Annotated in this window: 18 protein-coding genes, 1 tRNA gene and 1 pseudogene; 19 read left to right on the top strand and 1 reads right to left on the bottom strand. The window is 66.8% G+C overall.

Annotated features, from left to right (window positions below; genetic code table 11):
* Window positions 1-200 precede the first annotated feature (200 nt).
* From trxB to WEA80_00895, 5 genes are all read left to right on the top strand, one after another.
* Window positions 201-1187 carry a thioredoxin-disulfide reductase gene (gene trxB, locus WEA80_00915; GenBank protein MEX1185134.1) on the top strand — a complete coding sequence of 329 codons (987 nt, stop codon included), beginning with the start codon at window positions 201-203 and terminating at the stop codon, window positions 1185-1187.
* Complete coding sequence (locus tag WEA80_00910; protein ID MEX1185133.1) at window positions 1184-1822, top strand: MBL fold metallo-hydrolase; 639 nt, start codon at window positions 1184-1186, stop codon at window positions 1820-1822. Before trxB ends, WEA80_00910 begins: the two co-directional genes overlap by 4 nt.
* Window positions 1823-1928: 106 nt before the next feature.
* On the top strand, window positions 1929-3362 hold the full coding sequence (locus WEA80_00905) for an aspartate ammonia-lyase (protein MEX1185132.1): 1434 nt from the start codon (window positions 1929-1931) through the stop codon (window positions 3360-3362).
* Between the two features lie 36 nt (window positions 3363-3398).
* Complete coding sequence (locus WEA80_00900) at window positions 3399-3857, top strand: Rrf2 family transcriptional regulator (protein MEX1185131.1); 459 nt, start codon at window positions 3399-3401, stop codon at window positions 3855-3857.
* Between the two features lie 60 nt (window positions 3858-3917).
* Entirely contained in the window at window positions 3918-4478 is a 561-nt protein-coding gene (locus WEA80_00895) for a hypothetical protein (protein ID MEX1185130.1), read from the top strand.
* 46 nt (window positions 4479-4524) lie between these two features.
* Here the strand turns inward: WEA80_00895 and WEA80_00890 are convergent.
* Window positions 4525-4608, bottom strand: a tRNA-Leu gene (locus WEA80_00890).
* A gap of 320 nt (window positions 4609-4928) precedes the next feature.
* Between WEA80_00890 and smpB the strand changes: the two genes are divergently transcribed.
* The 14 genes and pseudogenes from smpB to WEA80_00820 all read left to right on the top strand — a co-directional run bounded on the left by smpB (window position 4929) and on the right by WEA80_00820 (window position 17025).
* Window positions 4929-5408 carry an SsrA-binding protein SmpB gene (gene smpB, locus WEA80_00885; GenBank protein ID MEX1185129.1) on the top strand — a complete coding sequence of 160 codons (480 nt, stop codon included), beginning with the start codon at window positions 4929-4931 and terminating at the stop codon, window positions 5406-5408.
* The gene (locus WEA80_00880) at window positions 5405-6649 is read left to right on the top strand and encodes an N-acetylmuramoyl-L-alanine amidase (protein ID MEX1185128.1); all 1245 of its coding nucleotides are present in this window, start codon (window positions 5405-5407) and stop codon (window positions 6647-6649) included. The genes smpB and WEA80_00880 overlap by 4 nt, the downstream gene beginning before the upstream one ends.
* A complete protein-coding gene (locus WEA80_00875) occupies window positions 6646-7581 on the top strand; it encodes a dihydroorotate dehydrogenase (GenBank protein MEX1185127.1) in 936 nt (311 codons plus the stop codon). The genes WEA80_00880 and WEA80_00875 overlap by 4 nt, the downstream gene beginning before the upstream one ends.
* Complete coding sequence (pyrF, locus tag WEA80_00870; GenBank protein MEX1185126.1) at window positions 7569-8297, top strand: orotidine-5'-phosphate decarboxylase; 729 nt, start codon at window positions 7569-7571, stop codon at window positions 8295-8297. Before WEA80_00875 ends, pyrF begins: the two co-directional genes overlap by 13 nt.
* 117 nt (window positions 8298-8414) lie before the next feature.
* Window positions 8415-8531: a 50S ribosomal protein L36 gene (gene rpmJ, locus WEA80_00865; GenBank protein MEX1185125.1), complete on the top strand. Its 117-nt coding sequence runs from the start codon at window positions 8415-8417 to the stop codon at window positions 8529-8531.
* 3 nt (window positions 8532-8534) lie between these two features.
* Window positions 8535-8912, top strand: coding sequence for a 30S ribosomal protein S13 (gene rpsM, locus WEA80_00860; protein ID MEX1185124.1), 378 nt, complete (start codon window positions 8535-8537; stop codon window positions 8910-8912).
* On the top strand, window positions 8912-9289 hold the full coding sequence (gene rpsK, locus WEA80_00855; protein ID MEX1185123.1) for a 30S ribosomal protein S11: 378 nt from the start codon (window positions 8912-8914) through the stop codon (window positions 9287-9289). The genes rpsM and rpsK overlap by 1 nt, the downstream gene beginning before the upstream one ends.
* A gap of 3 nt (window positions 9290-9292) precedes the next feature.
* Complete coding sequence (rpsD, locus tag WEA80_00850; protein ID MEX1185122.1) at window positions 9293-9925, top strand: 30S ribosomal protein S4; 633 nt, start codon at window positions 9293-9295, stop codon at window positions 9923-9925.
* Window positions 9926-10154: 229 nt separating this feature from the next.
* Window positions 10155-11234, top strand: coding sequence for a DNA-directed RNA polymerase subunit alpha (locus WEA80_00845; GenBank protein MEX1185121.1), 1080 nt, complete (start codon window positions 10155-10157; stop codon window positions 11232-11234).
* Window positions 11235-11296: 62 nt separating this feature from the next.
* Window positions 11297-11644, top strand: a pseudogene (gene rplQ, locus WEA80_00840) (50S ribosomal protein L17).
* Between the two features lie 95 nt (window positions 11645-11739).
* Entirely contained in the window at window positions 11740-11967 is a 228-nt protein-coding gene (gene rpmB / locus WEA80_00835; GenBank protein ID MEX1185120.1) for a 50S ribosomal protein L28, read from the top strand.
* Window positions 11968-12176: 209 nt separating this feature from the next.
* Complete coding sequence (gene carB, locus WEA80_00830) at window positions 12177-15419, top strand: carbamoyl-phosphate synthase large subunit (GenBank protein MEX1185119.1); 3243 nt, start codon at window positions 12177-12179, stop codon at window positions 15417-15419.
* Window positions 15383-15985, top strand: coding sequence for a DapH/DapD/GlmU-related protein (locus WEA80_00825; protein MEX1185118.1), 603 nt, complete (start codon window positions 15383-15385; stop codon window positions 15983-15985). Before carB ends, WEA80_00825 begins: the two co-directional genes overlap by 37 nt.
* Window positions 15982-17025 carry a Gfo/Idh/MocA family oxidoreductase gene (locus WEA80_00820; protein MEX1185117.1) on the top strand — a complete coding sequence of 348 codons (1044 nt, stop codon included), beginning with the start codon at window positions 15982-15984 and terminating at the stop codon, window positions 17023-17025. Before WEA80_00825 ends, WEA80_00820 begins: the two co-directional genes overlap by 4 nt.
* Window position 17026: the final 1 nt, after the last annotated feature.

Raw genomic sequence — 17026 nt, 5'->3', positions numbered from 1 at the left:
AGGCTGTTCACTACAGCGCTGCGTGCTGCGTACTGCGGCCTGCGCCCCGGAGGGTTCTGTGCGAGCGAAGGCTGTGTACCGTAAAACCGGCAACGTTGTAGTGGCGATGCAAGGCGAGGAACCGACGAGTGTGGGGTATCTCGATGCGTCTAGGGCGCAGCCCGCAGGACGCAGCACGCAGCGTTTTTCCCTGAGGCGACTTGAGTAAGACAGACGAATACGAGGTATTGATAGTTGGAGCCGGGCCGGCCGGAATGACCGCCGCGATGTACTGCGGGCGAGCGATGCTGCGCACGGTCGTGCTCGAGCGCGGGCTCCCCGGCGGCGAGCTGCTGAACACCGAAGTCATCGAGGATTACCCGGGCTTCGAGCACATCCTCGGCTGGGAGCTGGCGCAGAAGTTCGAGAGCCACGCCAAGAAGTTCGGCGCGGAGTTCGTGCAGGAGACGGTGAACTGCGTGCGCAAGCTGGACGACGGCACTTTCGAGGCCGACACCGAGAGCGGCACGGTGTACCGCGCGCCGACTGTCATTCTCACGGCCGGCGGAACGCCGGTGAAGCTCGGGATTCCCGGAGAGCTGGAGTACGCCGGTAAGGGCGTCTCGTACTGCGCCATCTGCGACGGCGCGTTCTTCAAGGATCAGACGATCACCGTCGTCGGAGGCGGAGACGCGGCGGTCGAAGAAGCCGACTTCCTCACGCGCTATGCGGAGAAGGTTTACCTCATCCACCGGCGCGACGAGCTGCGCGCGTCCAAGATCCTGCAGAAGCGGCTGTTCGAGAATCCGAAGATCACGGTGATCTGGGACACCGTCGTCGAGAAGATCGAGGGTGACGCGCAGGGACTCGTGACGAACCTCAAGGTGCGCGACGTCAAGACGCACGAGGAGCGCGACCTCGCCGCCACCGGCATCTTCGTGTTCATAGGGTTTCGCCCGAACACCGGCATCATCGAAGGTCACGTGGACCACGACGAGCTCGGCTACATGCTGACGGACCAGAACATGGAGACGTCGATGAAGGGACTGTTCGCGGCGGGCGACCTGCGGGCGCAGCTCACCCGGCAGGTGACGACCGCCGCGGGCGACGGCACCACCGCCGCGATCGCCGCGGAGAAGTACCTCAAGGGGTTGAAGGACGAAGGCGGCGTGCCGATGATCGTCCGCACCGGCGGGTACGCCGTATGAAGGTCGAGACGCTCGCGGTCGGCGCTTTTCAGGAGAACACCTTCCTGGTGATCGACGAGACGAAGGGCGAGTCGGTGCTGATCGACCCCGGCGCGGAGCCGGAGCGGCTGATCGCCGCGGTGGAGAAGAGCCGCGCGACGCTCACGGCGATGTGGATCACGCACGCGCACATCGACCACCTCGGCGCGATCGCCGGAGTCAAGCGGCGGTGGCCCGTTCCCGTCTATCTGCACCCGCTCGACCTGACGTTGTACCGGCACGCGCACACGCAGGCGGCGATGTACAACCTCCCGTTCGACGATCCGCCGCCGCCCGACAAGGAGCTGGCGGACGGCGATACGCTGGAAGTCGGCTCGCTGCGGTTCGAGGTAGTGCACGTTCCCGGGCACGCACCGGGACACGTGATGATCCACGGCAACGGCGTCGCATTCGTAGGCGACTGCCTGTTCGCGGGCTCGGTGGGCCGCACGGATCTTCCCGGCTCCAACGGGGGGCATCTGACCCGCTCGCTGGAGAAGATCACCGCCCTGGATCCCGCGACGGTGCTGTACCCCGGACACGGTCCCGCCACGACGGTCGGCGAAGAGCTGCGATCGAATCCGTTTTTGAATGGCACCGCGAGGATTCTCGCGTGAGAAGAGAGCTATTGGCTATTGGCTATTGGCTCTTAGCCAACAACAACGCCCCTGCTCCTGGTGTTCCGCCTCAAGCCAACAGCCAACAGCCAACAGCCAACAGCTAATGAGCAAATCGCCACCGACCCGCACCGAAAAGGATCCGCTTGGAGAGCTCCAAGTGCCCGCCGACGCGCTGTACGGCGTGCAGACGCTGCGCGCGGTGCAGAACTTTCCGATCAGCGGGATCACCGCGCTGCCGGAGTTCGTCGTGGCCACGGTGCGCATCAAGAAGGCGGCCGCCCTCACGCACAAGGACACCGGCCGTCTGGAAGCGCGGCTGGCCGACGCGATAGTGCAGGCCGCGGACGAGGTGCTGGCGGGCCGGCACCTCGACCAGTTCGTCGTGGACGTGTACCAGGCGGGCGCCGGGACCTCGCACAACATGAACTGCAACGAGGTGCTGGCGAACCGCGCGAACGAGATCCTCGGGGGCGAGCGCGGGAAGTACTCGCCGGTGCACCCCAACGACCACGTCAACATGGCGCAGTCCACCAACGACGTGATCCCGACGGCCATCAGGCTCGCGTGCCTGGCGCAGCTCGAATCGCTGGTGGGCGTTTTCACCGCGCTCGCCACCGCGCTCGAGGCGAAGGGGCGCGAGTTCGACGAGGTCGTCAAGTCGGGGCGCACCCACTTGCAGGACGCGATGCCGATCCGACTGGGCCAGGAGTTCACCGCCTACGGCGGCACGCTGCGGCGCGGAATCTCGCGGGTGAAGGAAGCGGCCGAGTATCTGCGCGATCTCGGAATCGGAGGCAGCGCGGTGGGGACGGGCGTCAACGTCGAAGCGCAGTACCCGTCGCTGATGGTCAAGCATCTCCGCGAGATGAGCGGGCTGGAGCTGCGCGGCGGGACGGACCGCGTGCAGCTGATGCAGAGCATGGGCGATGCCGCGGGCTTCAGCGCGCAGCTCCGCGTGCTCGCGCTCGACCTGAGCAAGATCGCGAGCGATCTGCGACTGATGGCGAGCGGTCCGCGCACGGGGCTGGACGAGATCAGGCTGCCCGCGGTACAGCCCGGCTCGTCGATCATGCCCGGGAAAGTGAACCCGTCGATTCCGGAGATGGTAAACCAGGTCTGCTTCCAGGTCATCGGCAACGATTCCTGCGTCGCGGTCTCAGCGGAGCACGGCCAGCTCGAGCTGAACGTGATGATGCCGGTGATCGCGTACAACGTGCTGCTCTCAGTGCGCATCCTGACCACCGCCGCGCGCTCGCTGGACGAGCGGTGCGTGCGCGGGATCGAGGCCAACGCGGAGCAGTGCGCGTACTGGCTGGAGCGCTCGGCGGCGCTCGCCACGGCGCTGGCGCCGGAGATCGGGTACGCCAGGGCGGCGGACATCAGCAAGCAGTCGGTTAAGGAGGGCGTGCTGATCCGGGAGCTGGTAAAGCGCGAGAAAGTCCTGCCGGACGAGCGGATCGACGAGGTGCTGGACCTCCGTAGGATGACCGAGATAGGGGTTCCGGGCGGAAAAGATGGCGCGGGCCCGGTCGGATAGCTTGCCCGGAGTGCCGTTCGGGCCTATCCTGAAGCTGTGAGAATTACGACCTGGGCCGAATACGGCGTGATCTGTACTCTGCACCTGGCGCAGCGCGCGAGCGTCGGGCCGGTGACCGGCCGCGACATCGCTCTGAAGGAGCGGCTCCCGGCCGATTACGTGGAGCAGATCCTGCTGAGACTCCGCCGCGCCGGCGTGGTGAAGAGCACGCGCGGCGCCAAGGGCGGTTACATGCTGTCGCGGCCGCCGGCCAAGATCACGATGCGCGACGTCATCCACGCGTCGGAGCTGGAGACGTTCGACCTGCATTGCGTCAGCCACCCGGTGGAGGAGGATCGCTGCTCCTCGGCGCACAACTGCAGCATTCGTCCGGTGTGGCTCATGCTGCAGCGGAAGATCGACGACGTGCTCGAGAGCGTGACGCTGGCCGATCTGCTGCACGACGAGCCGACGGTGCGCGCGCGCGTAGGCCTTCCCATCCTCGAGACCGTATAACTCGCCTGCACCGCCGTTGGTCGTTCGCCAACAGCCAATAGCCAACAGCCAACAGCTTTCATGTCTTTCCTGTCGCGATTTGCTCAGCGCCGCGCGCTGCGGCGCAAAGCCCGGCAATTCGTGCGCACCTTGCACGCCGAGCCGGTCGAGAGCGACGTGGCCTGGCTGGCTTCCATCGATCCCGGCGGCGACGAGGATCACGCGACGTGGGAGCTCCGGTACGCGCGCCTGGCGCTCGGCGTGCTCGCGGCCGAGCGCGACGCGCTCAACGACAGCGTCCCCGCGGCCGTGGCCCACGCGGTCACGGAGTCGCTGTCCTCCGACCGTCGGATCGCGGCGGCGATGCTGCCGCTGGCGGAGCGGCAGTTCGGCTCGCGGCTGCCGACGTATCGGGACGCGGTGGCGCGGAAGCACGCGGGCGATTCGCTCGATCTGCGGCTCGGACGCACACTGCTCGAGTTCACCGGCCGCGCCGAGGTGACGGACCAGCCGACCGTCGACCGCGCGGGGCAGATCGCGCAGGGGTACATGCGGAGCGCCAGCGCCGCGCTGCTGGAGCTGTTCGGGCGCGCCTCGCTGCCGGAGGACGTCAGGCCCTCAGAAGCTTACCAGGCGTCCTGAAAAAAAAGGCCTCCGGTGACGGAGGCCTTCGTGTTTCGAGAGTCCATGCCGAAGGGGGGACTCGAACCCCCACGGGCTTACACCCACTGCGCCCTGAACGCAGCGCGTCTACCAATTCCACCACTTCGGCGACTGGTTACAAGTTAACTGGTTTAAAAACTGCTTTCAACGCGGTTGCCCCTCTTTTCCGCCTTTCAGCTCCGCTACAACCCGGCCGGGATCCTAGTTGTTAGCGGTGAGTGGACCGATCAGTCATGAGCCTGGAAGTGATACCTGCGGACTGCCAAGTCGTGAGTAAAGTTGCCCGAAAGCACACCACTTTACTCACTGCTGTCAGTGTATCTCCGCCGGTACTTCCGGCTCGCAACTGATTGGTCCACTCACTGCTAACAGCTAGGATCCCCCTTGGAATATCCTGGGAGGTTGGGAAGCGAGTATTAAGTTGGACATGTGACCAAACAGTCTTCCACCTCCGCTGATCCCGAGAAAAAGTCTCTCGCGCGGAACAAACGCGCCCTCCACGACTACCATGTCGTCGAGACCTGGGAAGCGGGGCTGATGCTAACCGGCACCGAGATCAAGTCGCTCCGCACCGGCCAGGCGAACATGAGCGATTCCTACGGGGTCGTGCGTGACGGAGAAGTCTTTCTGCTGAACCTGCATATTCCGCCCTACGAGCAGGGCAACCAGTTCAATCACGATCCGACCAGGACGCGGAAGCTCCTGCTGCACAAGAAGGAGATCAAGCGCATGATCGGCGCCGTCGAGCGGCAGGGCCTCACGCTCATCCCCCTGGAGCTGTACTTCAAGCGCGGCAAGGCGAAGGTCGCGCTCGCCCTCGGCAAGGGCAAGAAGCTGCACGACAAGCGCGCGGACGAGAAGAAGCGGGACGATCAGCGCGAGATGGCGAGGGCGCTGCGGGCTCGATGATCGCCGCCCTGGCCGTACTGCTGCAGATATCGGCCGCAGCTCCCGTCTCCGGCGCGCCGCCGTCGCACATCACCGTCCGAACCGCGTCGTCCACGGGCGCCGCGCCGATCGTCCGCACCGGTACCGGCGCGTACGTCGGCGCGAGCTCGCTCACGCGCGCGCTCGGCGGATCGGTTACGCCCGCCCAGAGCGGACGCTTCGCCGTGACCATCCGCGGATCGACGGTGAGCTTCGTGGAAGGCGTGCCGTTCGCGCGCGTGGATTCGGTGATCCTGCCGATGAGCGGAGCGCCCTACAGCGCCGGCGGTGCGGTGTATCTCCCGCTGCACTTCGTGACGGAGCTGTTGCCGCGGATCGCCACGGGGCTGTTCTACGACGTAGCGATGTCGGAGATGCGCGTGTTCAACACCGTGGTGCAGACGAGGGCTCCGCCCCCGCCGGCCGAAGAGCGGACCGCGCCCGTGACGACGACGGCGCTCGAGGTTCCGCCGAGCACGCCGCGCCCGCGCCGCACGACCCAGCGGAAGGTCGTGATCGACGCCGGCCACGGCGGTCCGGACAACGGCATGACCGGTCCCATGGGCTCCGGCCCCAGGATCTACGAGAAGCACATCACGCTCCAGGTGTCGCGGCTCGTCGCGGAGATGCTGCGGGGCGAAGGCATCCAGGTCGTCATGACGCGCACGCGCGACACGCTGATCGCGCTGTCCGACCGCGGCCGGATCGCCAACCGCAACCGGGCCGACCTGTTCATTTCCGTGCACGTCAACGCCGCGCCCACCACCTGGCGGAACGCCGCCCAGGTGGGGCGGGGCTTCGAGACGTATTTTCTCGCCGAAGCCAAAACGGAAGAGGCGCGGCGAGTGGAAGCGATGGAGAACGAGTCGGTCAAGTTCGAGACGGGCGCGAACGCTCCCAAGGGCGATCCGCTCAGCTTCATCATCAACGACATGGCGCAGAACGAGCACCTGCGGGAGTCGATGGATCTGGCGGAAAGCATCCAGTCGGGGCTGCTGCGCATTCACCCGGGTCCGAACCGGGGCGTGAAGCAGGCCAACTTCGCCGTGCTGCGCACGTCGTTCATGCCCGCGGTCCTGGTCGAGATCGGCTTCGGCACAAACCCCGAGGAAGCGGCCTTCATGAGCGATCGGGCCAAGCAGCGGTTGATCGCGCGCGCGATCGCAGACGGCGCGCTGGAGTACCTCGACCACTATGAGCAGCGGATAGGCGGCAGCAGGTGAATCACGCGGCATCTCCGCTGGTGATCGAGGCGGCGGGGCTGCGATTTCAAAATCCTGTAGTGCTCGCATCGGGCACGGCCGCGTACGGACGCGAGCTAGCCGGCGTCGTCGATCTGGCCGCGCTCGGCGGAATCGTCACCAAGGCCGTGAGCGTCGAGCCGCGTCGCGGGGCGCCGGCGCCCCGTGTGGCGGAGTGGGACGGCGGAATGGTCAACGCCGTCGGGCTCGCGAACCCGGGAGTCGACCGCGTGCGCGCCGAAGAGCTGCCGTGGCTCGCGGCCAACGTTCGCGGACCGCGCGTTCTCGTGAACGTCGTGGGGCGCGCCGTGGAAGACTTCGCGAGCGTGGCCGCCGCGCTCGACGGAGAGCAGGGCTTCGACGCGTTCGAGCTCAACGTGAGCTGCCCGAACGTCAGGGCCGGCGGTCTTGAGTTCGGCGCGGACGAGACGTCGCTGCGCGCCGTCGTGTCGGGGTGCAGGGCGGCAACGCGCCGGCCGCTGTTCGTGAAGCTGTCGCCCACGCTCGGCGACATCGCCGCGGCCGCGCGGGTCGCCGTCGACGCCGGCGCCGACGGGATCACGCTCGTCAACACGCTGCCGGGCCTCGTGATCGACGTCGACAACAGACGGCCCACGCTCGGCTTCGGCAGCGGTGGCGTGAGCGGTCACGGGCTGCTGCCCGTCGGAGTGCTGGCGACCGCGAAAGTGCGCAAGGCCGTGAGCGTGCCGCTGATCGGAGTCGGCGGCGTATCGAGCGCGGAGGATGCGCTGCAGTACATGATCGCGGGGGCGTCGCTGGTCGGAGTAGGAACCGCCGCATTGCGCGACCCGCGGCTGCCTGAGCGGATCGTTCGCGATCTCGGGAAGTGGTGCCGCCGGAACGGCGTCGCGTCGATAGCGGAGATCGTCGGATCGCTCGCGTGGCCGGCGTGACCGTGGCGGCCGATCGAGCCGCGCCGGTTCCGATCGTCGCGCTGGATTTCGGCACGATCGACGACGCGATGGCGCTGGTCGGCGAGGTCGGCGAGCTGTGCCGGTTCTACAAGGTCGGGAGCGAGCTGTTCACCGCGGCCGGTCCCGCCGTGATCTCGGAGCTCCGCGGCCGCGGCTGCGACGTGATGCTCGATCTCAAGTTCCACGACATCCCGAACACGGTGGCCGGCGCGGTGGCGTCCGTCCGCGCGCTGGGCGTACGGATCCTCACCGTGCATGCGGCTGGTGGCGATGCGATGATCAGGGCAGCGGCCGAAGCGGCCGGAAGCGAATGCCACGTCTTCGCCGTGACGGTGCTGACCTCCATGGACGGGCCCGCTGTCGCGGCGGCGTGGGGCCGCGAGCCGGTGGACGTGCGCCGCGAGGTTGTGCGGCTGGCCACCCTCGCGCGGGACGCCGGCGCCGCCGGCGTCGTGGCGAGCGGGCACGAGGTCGAGGCCATCAGGAGCGCCCTTGGTTCGAGCTTCCCAGTGCTGGTTCCGGGCGTTCGCCTGCCGGATGCCGACGCCGCGGATCAGCGGCGGGTCATCACGCCTGGGCGCGCGCGAGAGATCGGGGCCGACTACGTGGTGCTAGGGCGGATCGTGACCGCCGCGGCGGGCCGGCGGGACGCGATGGAGCGGGTGCTTCGGGAGTTGGCGAGCCCGCTGGATTAATGCCGGGTGCGCCCGTTGCGGGCGGCCCCAAACCCCTGTATTATTAAAGGCTTAGCACTTTTGCCGGGCGTTCTGACAACGTCCCGGTTTGTTTATCGTTTACGACTTGGAGCGCGAGTGAAAGTTCGGAGCAGCGTCAAGCCTATCTGCGAGCACTGCAAGGTGATCAAGCGGCAAGGCGTCACACGCATCATCTGCAAGCGCAACCCGAAGCACAAGCAGCGGCAGGGTTAGCGAATGGCGCGTATTGCGGGCGTGGATCTGCCACGCGAGAAGAAGCTCGAGATCGGCCTCACCTACATCTATGGCATCGGTCGCCAGACCGCGCGGAAGATTCTCGCCGAGACCGGCGTGGATCCGACCCAGCGCGTCCGCGACCTGAATGACGCCGACACGAACCGGCTCCGCCAGCTCATCGAGCGCGATTTCCGCGTCGAGGGAGCGCTGCGCACCGAAGTCGCGATGAACATCAAGCGGCTCATGGACATCGGCTCGTACCGTGGAATCAGGCATCGCCGGGGACTTCCTGTCCGCGGCCAGAGAACGCACACGAACGCGCGCACCAAGAAGGGTCCGCGTCGCGCCATCGCGGGCAAGAAGAAGGTGACCAAGTAATGGCTATCGGAAAAAAGACGAAGCGGGTGATCGAGGCGGAGGGGATCGCCTACGTCAACGCGACGTTCAACAACACCATGATCACGATCACCGACTCCCGCGGGAACACGATCTCGTGGAGCTCGTCGGGCAAGGCCGGCTTCAAGGGCTCCAAGAAGTCGACGCCGTTCGCGGCTACGGTGGCCGCCGAGGCGGCCGGGAGAGAGGCCGTGGCGCTGGGCGTGCGCAAGGTGCACGTGCGCGTGCAGGGTCCAGGCAGTGGCCGCGAGTCGGCCATCCAGGCACTGGCTTCGGCCGGCCTGCAGGTGAAGTCGATCAGGGACGTGACGCCGATTCCGCACAACGGCTGCCGTCCGCCCAAGCGGCGGAGGGTCTAGCTTATGCGCTACACGGGACCGAGCTGCCGGCAGTGCCGGCGCGAAGGGACGAAGCTGTTCCTCAAGGGCACCAAGTGCTTCACGGAGAAGTGTCCGGTCGAGCGTCGTCCGACGCCGCCGGGCCAGCACGGCGCCAACACGGCGCGGCGCAGGAAGACCTCCGAGTACTCGAAGCAGCTGCGCGAGAAGCAGAAGATCAAGCGCATCTACGGGCTGAGCGAGAAGCAGTTCCGGAACACGTTCGAGCGGGTCTCAACGCTACCCGGAATCACCGGCCACAACCTGTTGTCGGCGCTGGAGACGCGGCTCGACAACATCGTGTACCGGATGGGCTTCGCCGCGAGCCGCAAGGCCGCGCGGCAGCTGGTCCGCCACCGGCACGTGGAGATCGGAGGCAGGCGGGTGGACGTTCCTAGCTATCAGGTCGCGCCGGGCCAGGAAGTGACCGTGCGGATGAAGTCGCGCGAGCAGGTGTCGGTGATGGCCGCGATGGACCAGTCGTCGCGCGGCGCGCCGCTTTCCTGGATCGCGGTGGACAAGGAGTCGTTCAGCGGCCGGGTGCTGGAGCGTCCGAGCCGGGCGAGTATCCCGATCGCCGCGCAGGAGCAGCTGGTGGTGGAGCTGTACTCCAAGTAAGGGCGCTATTGGCTATTAGCTATTGGCTATTGGCTATTAGCGACGGCGGGAAAAGGAACGGAACGGCGGGGTTGTTGGCTAAGAGCCAACAGCCAATAGCCAACAGCAGCGATTCGGCGCGGAGCGCCGAATCGCGGTCGGGACCCTAACTCCCGTACTAGCTCACCGCGCGTTAGGGGCGGGGTGGCGAGTCGCCGGAAACGGCGAGACCAGAGGATAAACGAGAAAAATGCCCCAGACTGTAGATCTCCGCGGCCTTGTCCGCCCGCAGCTAGTCGAAGCGACCAAGCGCGAAGACAATCCGCATGTAGCTGAATTCCGTCTCCAGCCGCTCGAGCGCGGCTACGGCCACACCCTCGGCAACGCGATGCGGCGCATGCTGCTGTCGTCGCTGCGCGGCTCGGGCGTGTGGGGCTTTCGCATCGACGGCGTGCTGCACGAGCACCAGACGATTCCGGGTGTCGTGGAGGACGTGCACCAGATCATCGGCAACCTGAAGTCGCTGGCGCTGTCGCTGCACGAGGACGTCGAGAACGCGATCCTGCGTATCACGAAGTCCGGTGCCGGCGCCGTCACGGCCACCGACATCGAGGGGCAGGGCGGCGTGCGCGTGGTCAATCCCGAGCACCACCTGTTCACGCTGCAGGACGACCGCGACGTCAACGTCGAGCTGTACGTGAACAAGGGCCGCGGCTACGTCGAGGCCGACCAGCACCCGCTCGAGCGCGGGCTGCCAGTGGATCTCGTCCGCGTCGATTCGATCTACAGCCCCGTGCGGCGCGTGAACTTCTCGGTCGCGGAGACGCGCGTCGGGCAGCGCACCGACTACGACAGGCTGACGCTGACGGTCGAGACCAACGGCACGATCACGCCGGAAGAGGCGGTCAGCTACGCGGCCGCGCTGGCGCAGACGCACTTCCAGTACTTCGCGAGCTTCGGCACGCACACGTCGGCGCCCGTGGGCGGCAGCGCCGAGGTCGCCAGCGGCGACAGCGCGCGTCTTTCTGAGCTGTTCGTGACGCCGATCGACGATCTCGAGCTCAGCGTGCGCTCGGTGAATTCGCTCAAGAACTCGAACGTGAAGACGCTGGGCGACCTGGTCCGCCAGACGGAGAGCCAGATCCTCCAGGTCAAGAATTTCGGCAAGAAGTCGCTCAACGAGATCGCCGATCTGCTCGAGCGCGAGAACCTGAACTTCGGGATGCGGTATGAGGAATCGACCGAGGGTGTGCGCATTACCGATCCAGGCACGCCGCCCAACAGGGCCGCGGTTCCGGTCTCCGGCGACGACGAAGAAGAATTGATGTGACTAGTGACTAGTGACTAGTGACTAGTGACTAGTGACTAGTAACTACTACCGCAATCAATCAAATGCGTCATAGAAAAGCAGGACGACAACTAAGAAGGACGAGCGAGCAGAAGCTGGCCCTCATGCGAAGTCTCGCGTCGTCGCTCATCGAGCGCGGCTCGATCGAGACGACCGAGGCCAAGGCCAAGGAGCTCCGCCCGTACGTCGAGAAGCTGATCACCAAGGCGAAGACGGGCACGCTGCACTCGCGCCGCCTCGCGGGGAAAGTGATCCAGAAGCGGGAGACGGCCGACAAGCTGTTCGCGGAGATCGGACCCATGTTCGCCACGCGCCAGGGCGGTTACACGCGCATCCTCAAGACCGGCCACCGGAAGGGTGACGGCGCGGAGATGGCGCGCATCGAGCTGATCGGCGCGGGCGCGCCGGCGGCGCCCGAGACGAAGGCGGGCAAGGCCGAGAAGTCGGAGAAGACCGCGAAAGCGAAGGCTACGGCCGGGAGCAAGAAATGAGACCGCAGAAGATCGACCGCAGCCGCTGCTACGTCTGCGACAAGGGCGTCGCGTTCGGCAACAACGTATCGCACGCCAACAACCGCACGCGCAGGGTCTGGAAGCCCAACCTCCAGGTCGCGCGCATCCTGATCGACGGCAAGACGCAGCGCGTGAAGGTCTGCACCCGCTGCATGGCGGCCGGTAAGGTCAAGCGCGCTCCTCGCGGCGCGGCGGTCGCCTGAACGCGCGCCTCTCGGCAGCTCAGGTAAAAGAGGGGCGCCTTCAGGGCTCCCCTTTTTTGTGCGCTCCGGGCAGATCGTGCGCGTGGCGGCTGGAGCCCGAGCCGCATCCCATCCTCGGCGCCTACGCTTCGCTAAGACGGCGCCTTGGATGGGACGCGGCTCTAGCTCCAGCCGCCACTCTCCATCCCCGCGCGAGATAGAATAAGGCGATGCCAAAGCGCACCGATCTAAAGCGCATCCTCATAGTCGGCTCCGGCCCCATCGTCATCGGGCAGGGGGCCGAGTTCGACTACTCGGGCACGCAGGCGGTGAAGGCGCTGAAGGAGGAGGGCTACGAGGTCATCCTCGTGAACTCCAATCCGGCGACGATCATGACCGATCCCGAGTTCGCGGATCGGACGTACATAGAGCCCGTGACGCCGGAGTTCGTCGCGCTGGTGATCGAGAAGGAGCGGCCGGACGCGCTGCTCCCGACCATGGGCGGGCAGACGGCGCTGAACGTCGCGATGAAGCTGTCCGAGAACGGCGTGCTGGAGAAGTTCGGCGTCGAGCTGATCGGCGCCGACGCCCGCGCGATCACCATGGCGGAGGACCGCGGCGAGTTCGGCGACGCGATGCGCCGGATCGGGCTCGCCGTCCCGCAGGGAGCAATCGCCCACACGCTCGACGAGGCGCTAGAGGTGGCGGAACGCACGGGCTTCCCCTCCATCATCCGGCCGGCATTCACCCTCGGCGGCAGCGGCGGCGGCATCGCGTACAACCGCGACGAGTTCGAGGCGATCGTGCGGCGCGGGCTCGACCTCTCGCCCGTGAGCCAGGTCCTGATCGAGCGCAGCGTCATCGGCTGGAAGGAGTTCGAGCTCGAGGTGATGCGCGACGTGGACGACAACGTCGTGATCGTCTGCTCCATCGAGAACGTCGACCCGATGGGAGTGCACACCGGCGACTCGATCACCGTGGCGCCGGCGATGACGCTCACGGACCGGGAATATCAGACGATGCGCGACGCGGCCGTCGCCATCATTCGCGAGATCGGCGTCGCGGCCGGCGGGTGCAACATCCAGTTCGCGGTGAATCCGGTGGACGGCGAGATGCTGGTCATCGAGATGAACCCGCGCGTCTCACGCTCCTCGGCGCTGGCGTCGAAGGCCACCGGATTCCCCATCGCGCGGATCGGCGCCAAGCTCGCCGTGGGCTACCGCCTCGACGAGATCCCCAACGACATCACCAGGACCACGCCCGCGTCGTTCGAGCCGGTGCTCGATTACGTAGTGGTGAAGTGTCCGCGATTCGCGTTCGAGAAGTTCGCCGCCGCCGACCCGCGGCTCACGACGCAGATGAAATCGGTCGGCGAGTCAATGGCCATCGGCCGCACGTTCAAGGAAGCGCTGCAGAAGGGACTGCGCGCGCTGGAGACGGGGCGTCCGGGCTGGGAGATCGGGCGAACGCTGTCCGACGACCGGGTCGCCGACGACACGGACGAGGCCTTGCGCGGCGCGCTGCGGCAGCCGACGCCGGAGCGGATCTTCCAGATCAAGCGCGCGCTCTTCGAGGGATTCTCCGTCGAGGAGCTGCGCGAGATGACGGGAATCGATCCGTGGTTCCTGTCGCAGATGGCGGAGCTGGTCGAGGCGGAGAAGGAATTCGCGGCGCTGGAATCCGCCAGGGCCGAAGACATCCGGCGCATGAAGCGCATGGGCTTCTCCGACGTACAGCTCGCGCGCCTGCGCGGCACGACCGAGATCGAGTTCAGGGCGCAGCGGTGGGCGCACGGCGTCCGCCCCGTGTACAAGATGGTGGATACCTGCGCGGGCGAGTTTCCGTCGGCCACGCCGTACCTGTACAGCACGTACGACGACGAGAGCGAGGCGCCGCCCTCGGGCCGCAGGTCGATAGTGATTCTCGGCAGCGGGCCGAACCGGATCGGCCAGGGCGTCGAGTTCGATTACTGCTGCGTCCGCGCTGCGTTGGCGCTGCGCGAGCAGGGGATCGAGACGATCATGATCAACTCGAATCCCGAGACGGTCTCCACCGACTTCGACATCTCCGACAAGCTGTACTTCGAGCCGCTGACGCTCGAGGACGTGCTCGAGATCGTGGACCGGGAGCAGCCGGAGGGAGTCATCGTGCAGCTCGGCGGTCAGACGCCGCTCAAGCTGACGCGGCCGCTGGAAGCGGCGGGCGTGAAGATACTGGGCACCTCGCCCGATTCGATCGACATCGCCGAGGACCGCCGCCGCTTCGACGCCATCGCGCGGGAGCTCGGCTTGCGGCAGCCGCCGAACGGCACCGCCACGAGCGTGGACGAGGCGGCGGAGATCGCGGGGCGAATCGGCTACCCCGTGCTGGTGCGGCCGTCGTACGTGCTCGGCGGACGCGCGATGGAGATCGTGTACGACGAGCCGTCGCTGCGCGACTACTTCGACCGCGCGGCGCGCGTGTCGGAGGAGCGGCCCGTGCTCATCGATCTGTTTCTCGAGGATGCGTTCGAGGCCGACGTGGACGCGATCAGCGACGGCACGCGCGTCGTCATCGGGGGCATCATGCAGCACATCGAGGACGCCGGAATCCATTCCGGCGATTCGGCGTGCGTGCTGCCGCCGTATCTCATCGGGGAGGCGGACCTCGACACCATGCGCGAGCAAACCGTCGCGCTCGCGCTGGCGCTGGGCGTGGTGGGGCTGATCAACGTGCAGTTCGCGATCCGCGGCGGAGTCGTGTACGTGCTCGAGGTGAACCCGCGCGGCAGCAGGACGATTCCTTTCGTGTCCAAGACCATCGGCGTGCCGCTGGCGTCGATCGCCGCGCGCGCGATGGCGGGCGAGACGCTGGACGAGATCGGGCTGCACGAGGAGATCGTACCCCCGTACGTGTCGGTGAAGGAGGCGGTGTTTCCCTTCGCCAAGTTCCGGGAGTTCGATCCGATCCTCGGACCGGAGATGCGATCGACGGGCGAAGTCATGGGAATTGCGAATTCGTTCGGGGCCGCCTTCGCCAAGGCCCAGCTCGCGGCGGACAACGAGCTGCCCACGGGCGGCTCGATGTTCCTCACCGTGAACGACTCCGACAAGACCGGCGTCACGCCGATCGCGCGGCGCTTTCACGAGATGGGCTTCGAGTTATGGGCCACGGCCGGCACCGCCCGGCACCTGCGCAAGCGCGGCATTCCATGCGGCGACGTCTTCAAGGTTCACGAAGGCAGGCCGCACGCCATCGACCTGATAGTGAATGGGGAGGTGCAGCTGCTGATCAATACTCCGTTCGGCAAGCACGCGCAGCGCGACGACTACACGATCCGGCAGGCCGCGATCGCGCACCACGTGCCGTATACCACCACGTTGTCCGCCGCGAACGCCGCCTGCGACGCGATTCTGTCGCTCCGCTCGCGCGCGCCGGAAGTGAGATCGCTGCAGGAATGGCACGCGCTGATTCCCGCCACGGTGACGGCCTGATGGGCGAGCCCTTCATCCACGAGTCCGCGTACGTCGACGAGGGCGCCGAGATCGGGGTCGGGACCCGGATCTGGCACTTCTGCCACGTGATGTCCGGGGCGGTGATCGGCGAGCGGTGCTCGCTCGGCCAGAACGTGGTGGTGATGTCCGGCGTGAAGATCGGCGACAACGTCAAGATTCAGAACAACGTCTCGGTGTACGAGGGCGTGGAGCTGGAGGACGACGTCTTCTGCGGTCCGTCCATGGTGTTCACCAACGTGATCAACCCGCGCAGCCACGTGCCGCGCAAGGACGAGTACCGCCGGACGCTGGTGAAGCGCGGCGCCAGCATCGGCGCGAACGCGACGATCGTGTGCGGGGTGACGCTGGGCGAGTATTGCTTCGTGGGAGCGGGCGCGGTGGTTACCGGTGATGTGCAGCCGTACGCGCTGGCGGTCGGCGTTCCCGCCCGGCGGACGGGCTGGGTGTGCCAGTGCGGGGTGCAGCTCCCTCGCGGGGACGCGCCCGAGTGCACTGCCTGCGGGTCGAGGTACGTCGTGCGCGGCGATCAGCTCACTGCTGCGTGACCGCCTCCGAGTTCAGAGTCGGCGTCGTCGGGTGCGGAAGGATCAGCGCCAATCATTTTGGGGCGATCCGGAAGGTTGACGGCCTCCGGCTCGTCGCCGTCTGCGATGCGGTCGAAGAACGCGCGCGCACCGCCGGCGAGGCCCAGGGCGTGCCCTGGTTCACGTCGCTCGAGAAGATGCTGGCGGGCGCCGAAATCGACGTTGTGGTGATCGCCACTCCGTCCGGCCTTCATCCCGAGCACGGCATCGTTGCGGCGAGGGCGGGGAAGCACGTGATCACGGAGAAGCCGATGGCGATCTCGCTGGCCGGCGCCGACGAGCTCGTGCGCGCGTGCGACGAAGCCGGCGTGCACCTGTTCGTGGTGAAGCAGAACCGGTTGAACCCGCCCGTGCAGCTGCTGAAGCGCGCGATCGACAAGGGGCGGTTCGGTCGCATCTATCTCATCAACACGACGGTGCGCTGGAGCCGGCCGCAGGAGTATTACGACCAGGCGCCGTGGCGCGGGACATGGAAGTACGACGGCGGCGCGTTCATGAACCAGGCATCGCATTACGTCGATCTGGTGCAATGGCTCGGCGGGCCGGTCGAGAGCGTAGTGGCCAAGACGGCGACGCTGGCGCGCAGGATCGAGACGGAGGATACCGGCGTCGCCGTGCTGCAATTCGCCAACGGCGCGCTCGGCACGATTGAGGTCACCATGTTGACGTACCCGAAGAACATGGAAGGATCGGTCACCGTCCTCGGCGAGCGGGGAACCGCGAAGATCGGCGGCACGGCTGTGAACCGGATCGAGCACTGGGACTTCGCCGAAGTGGATCCCGACGACGCGCTGGTGGGCGCGGCGAACACGGATCCGCCGAGCGTGTACGGCTTCGGCCACGAGGGTTATTACCGGAACGTGCTGGCGGTGCTGCGCGGGCAGGCCGAGCCCGACACCGACGGCCGGGAGGGGCGGAAATCTCTCGAGCTGATTCTCGGCATTTACGAGTCGGCGCGGACCGGAAAAGAGGTCTCGCTGCCGTTGCGAGAGCGGAGCTAGG

This window comes from Gemmatimonadaceae bacterium (assembly GCA_040882285.1).
GTDB lineage: Bacteria > Gemmatimonadota > Gemmatimonadetes > Gemmatimonadales > Gemmatimonadaceae > JACDCY01.
This window is presented reverse-complemented; position numbering and strand designations above follow the sequence as displayed.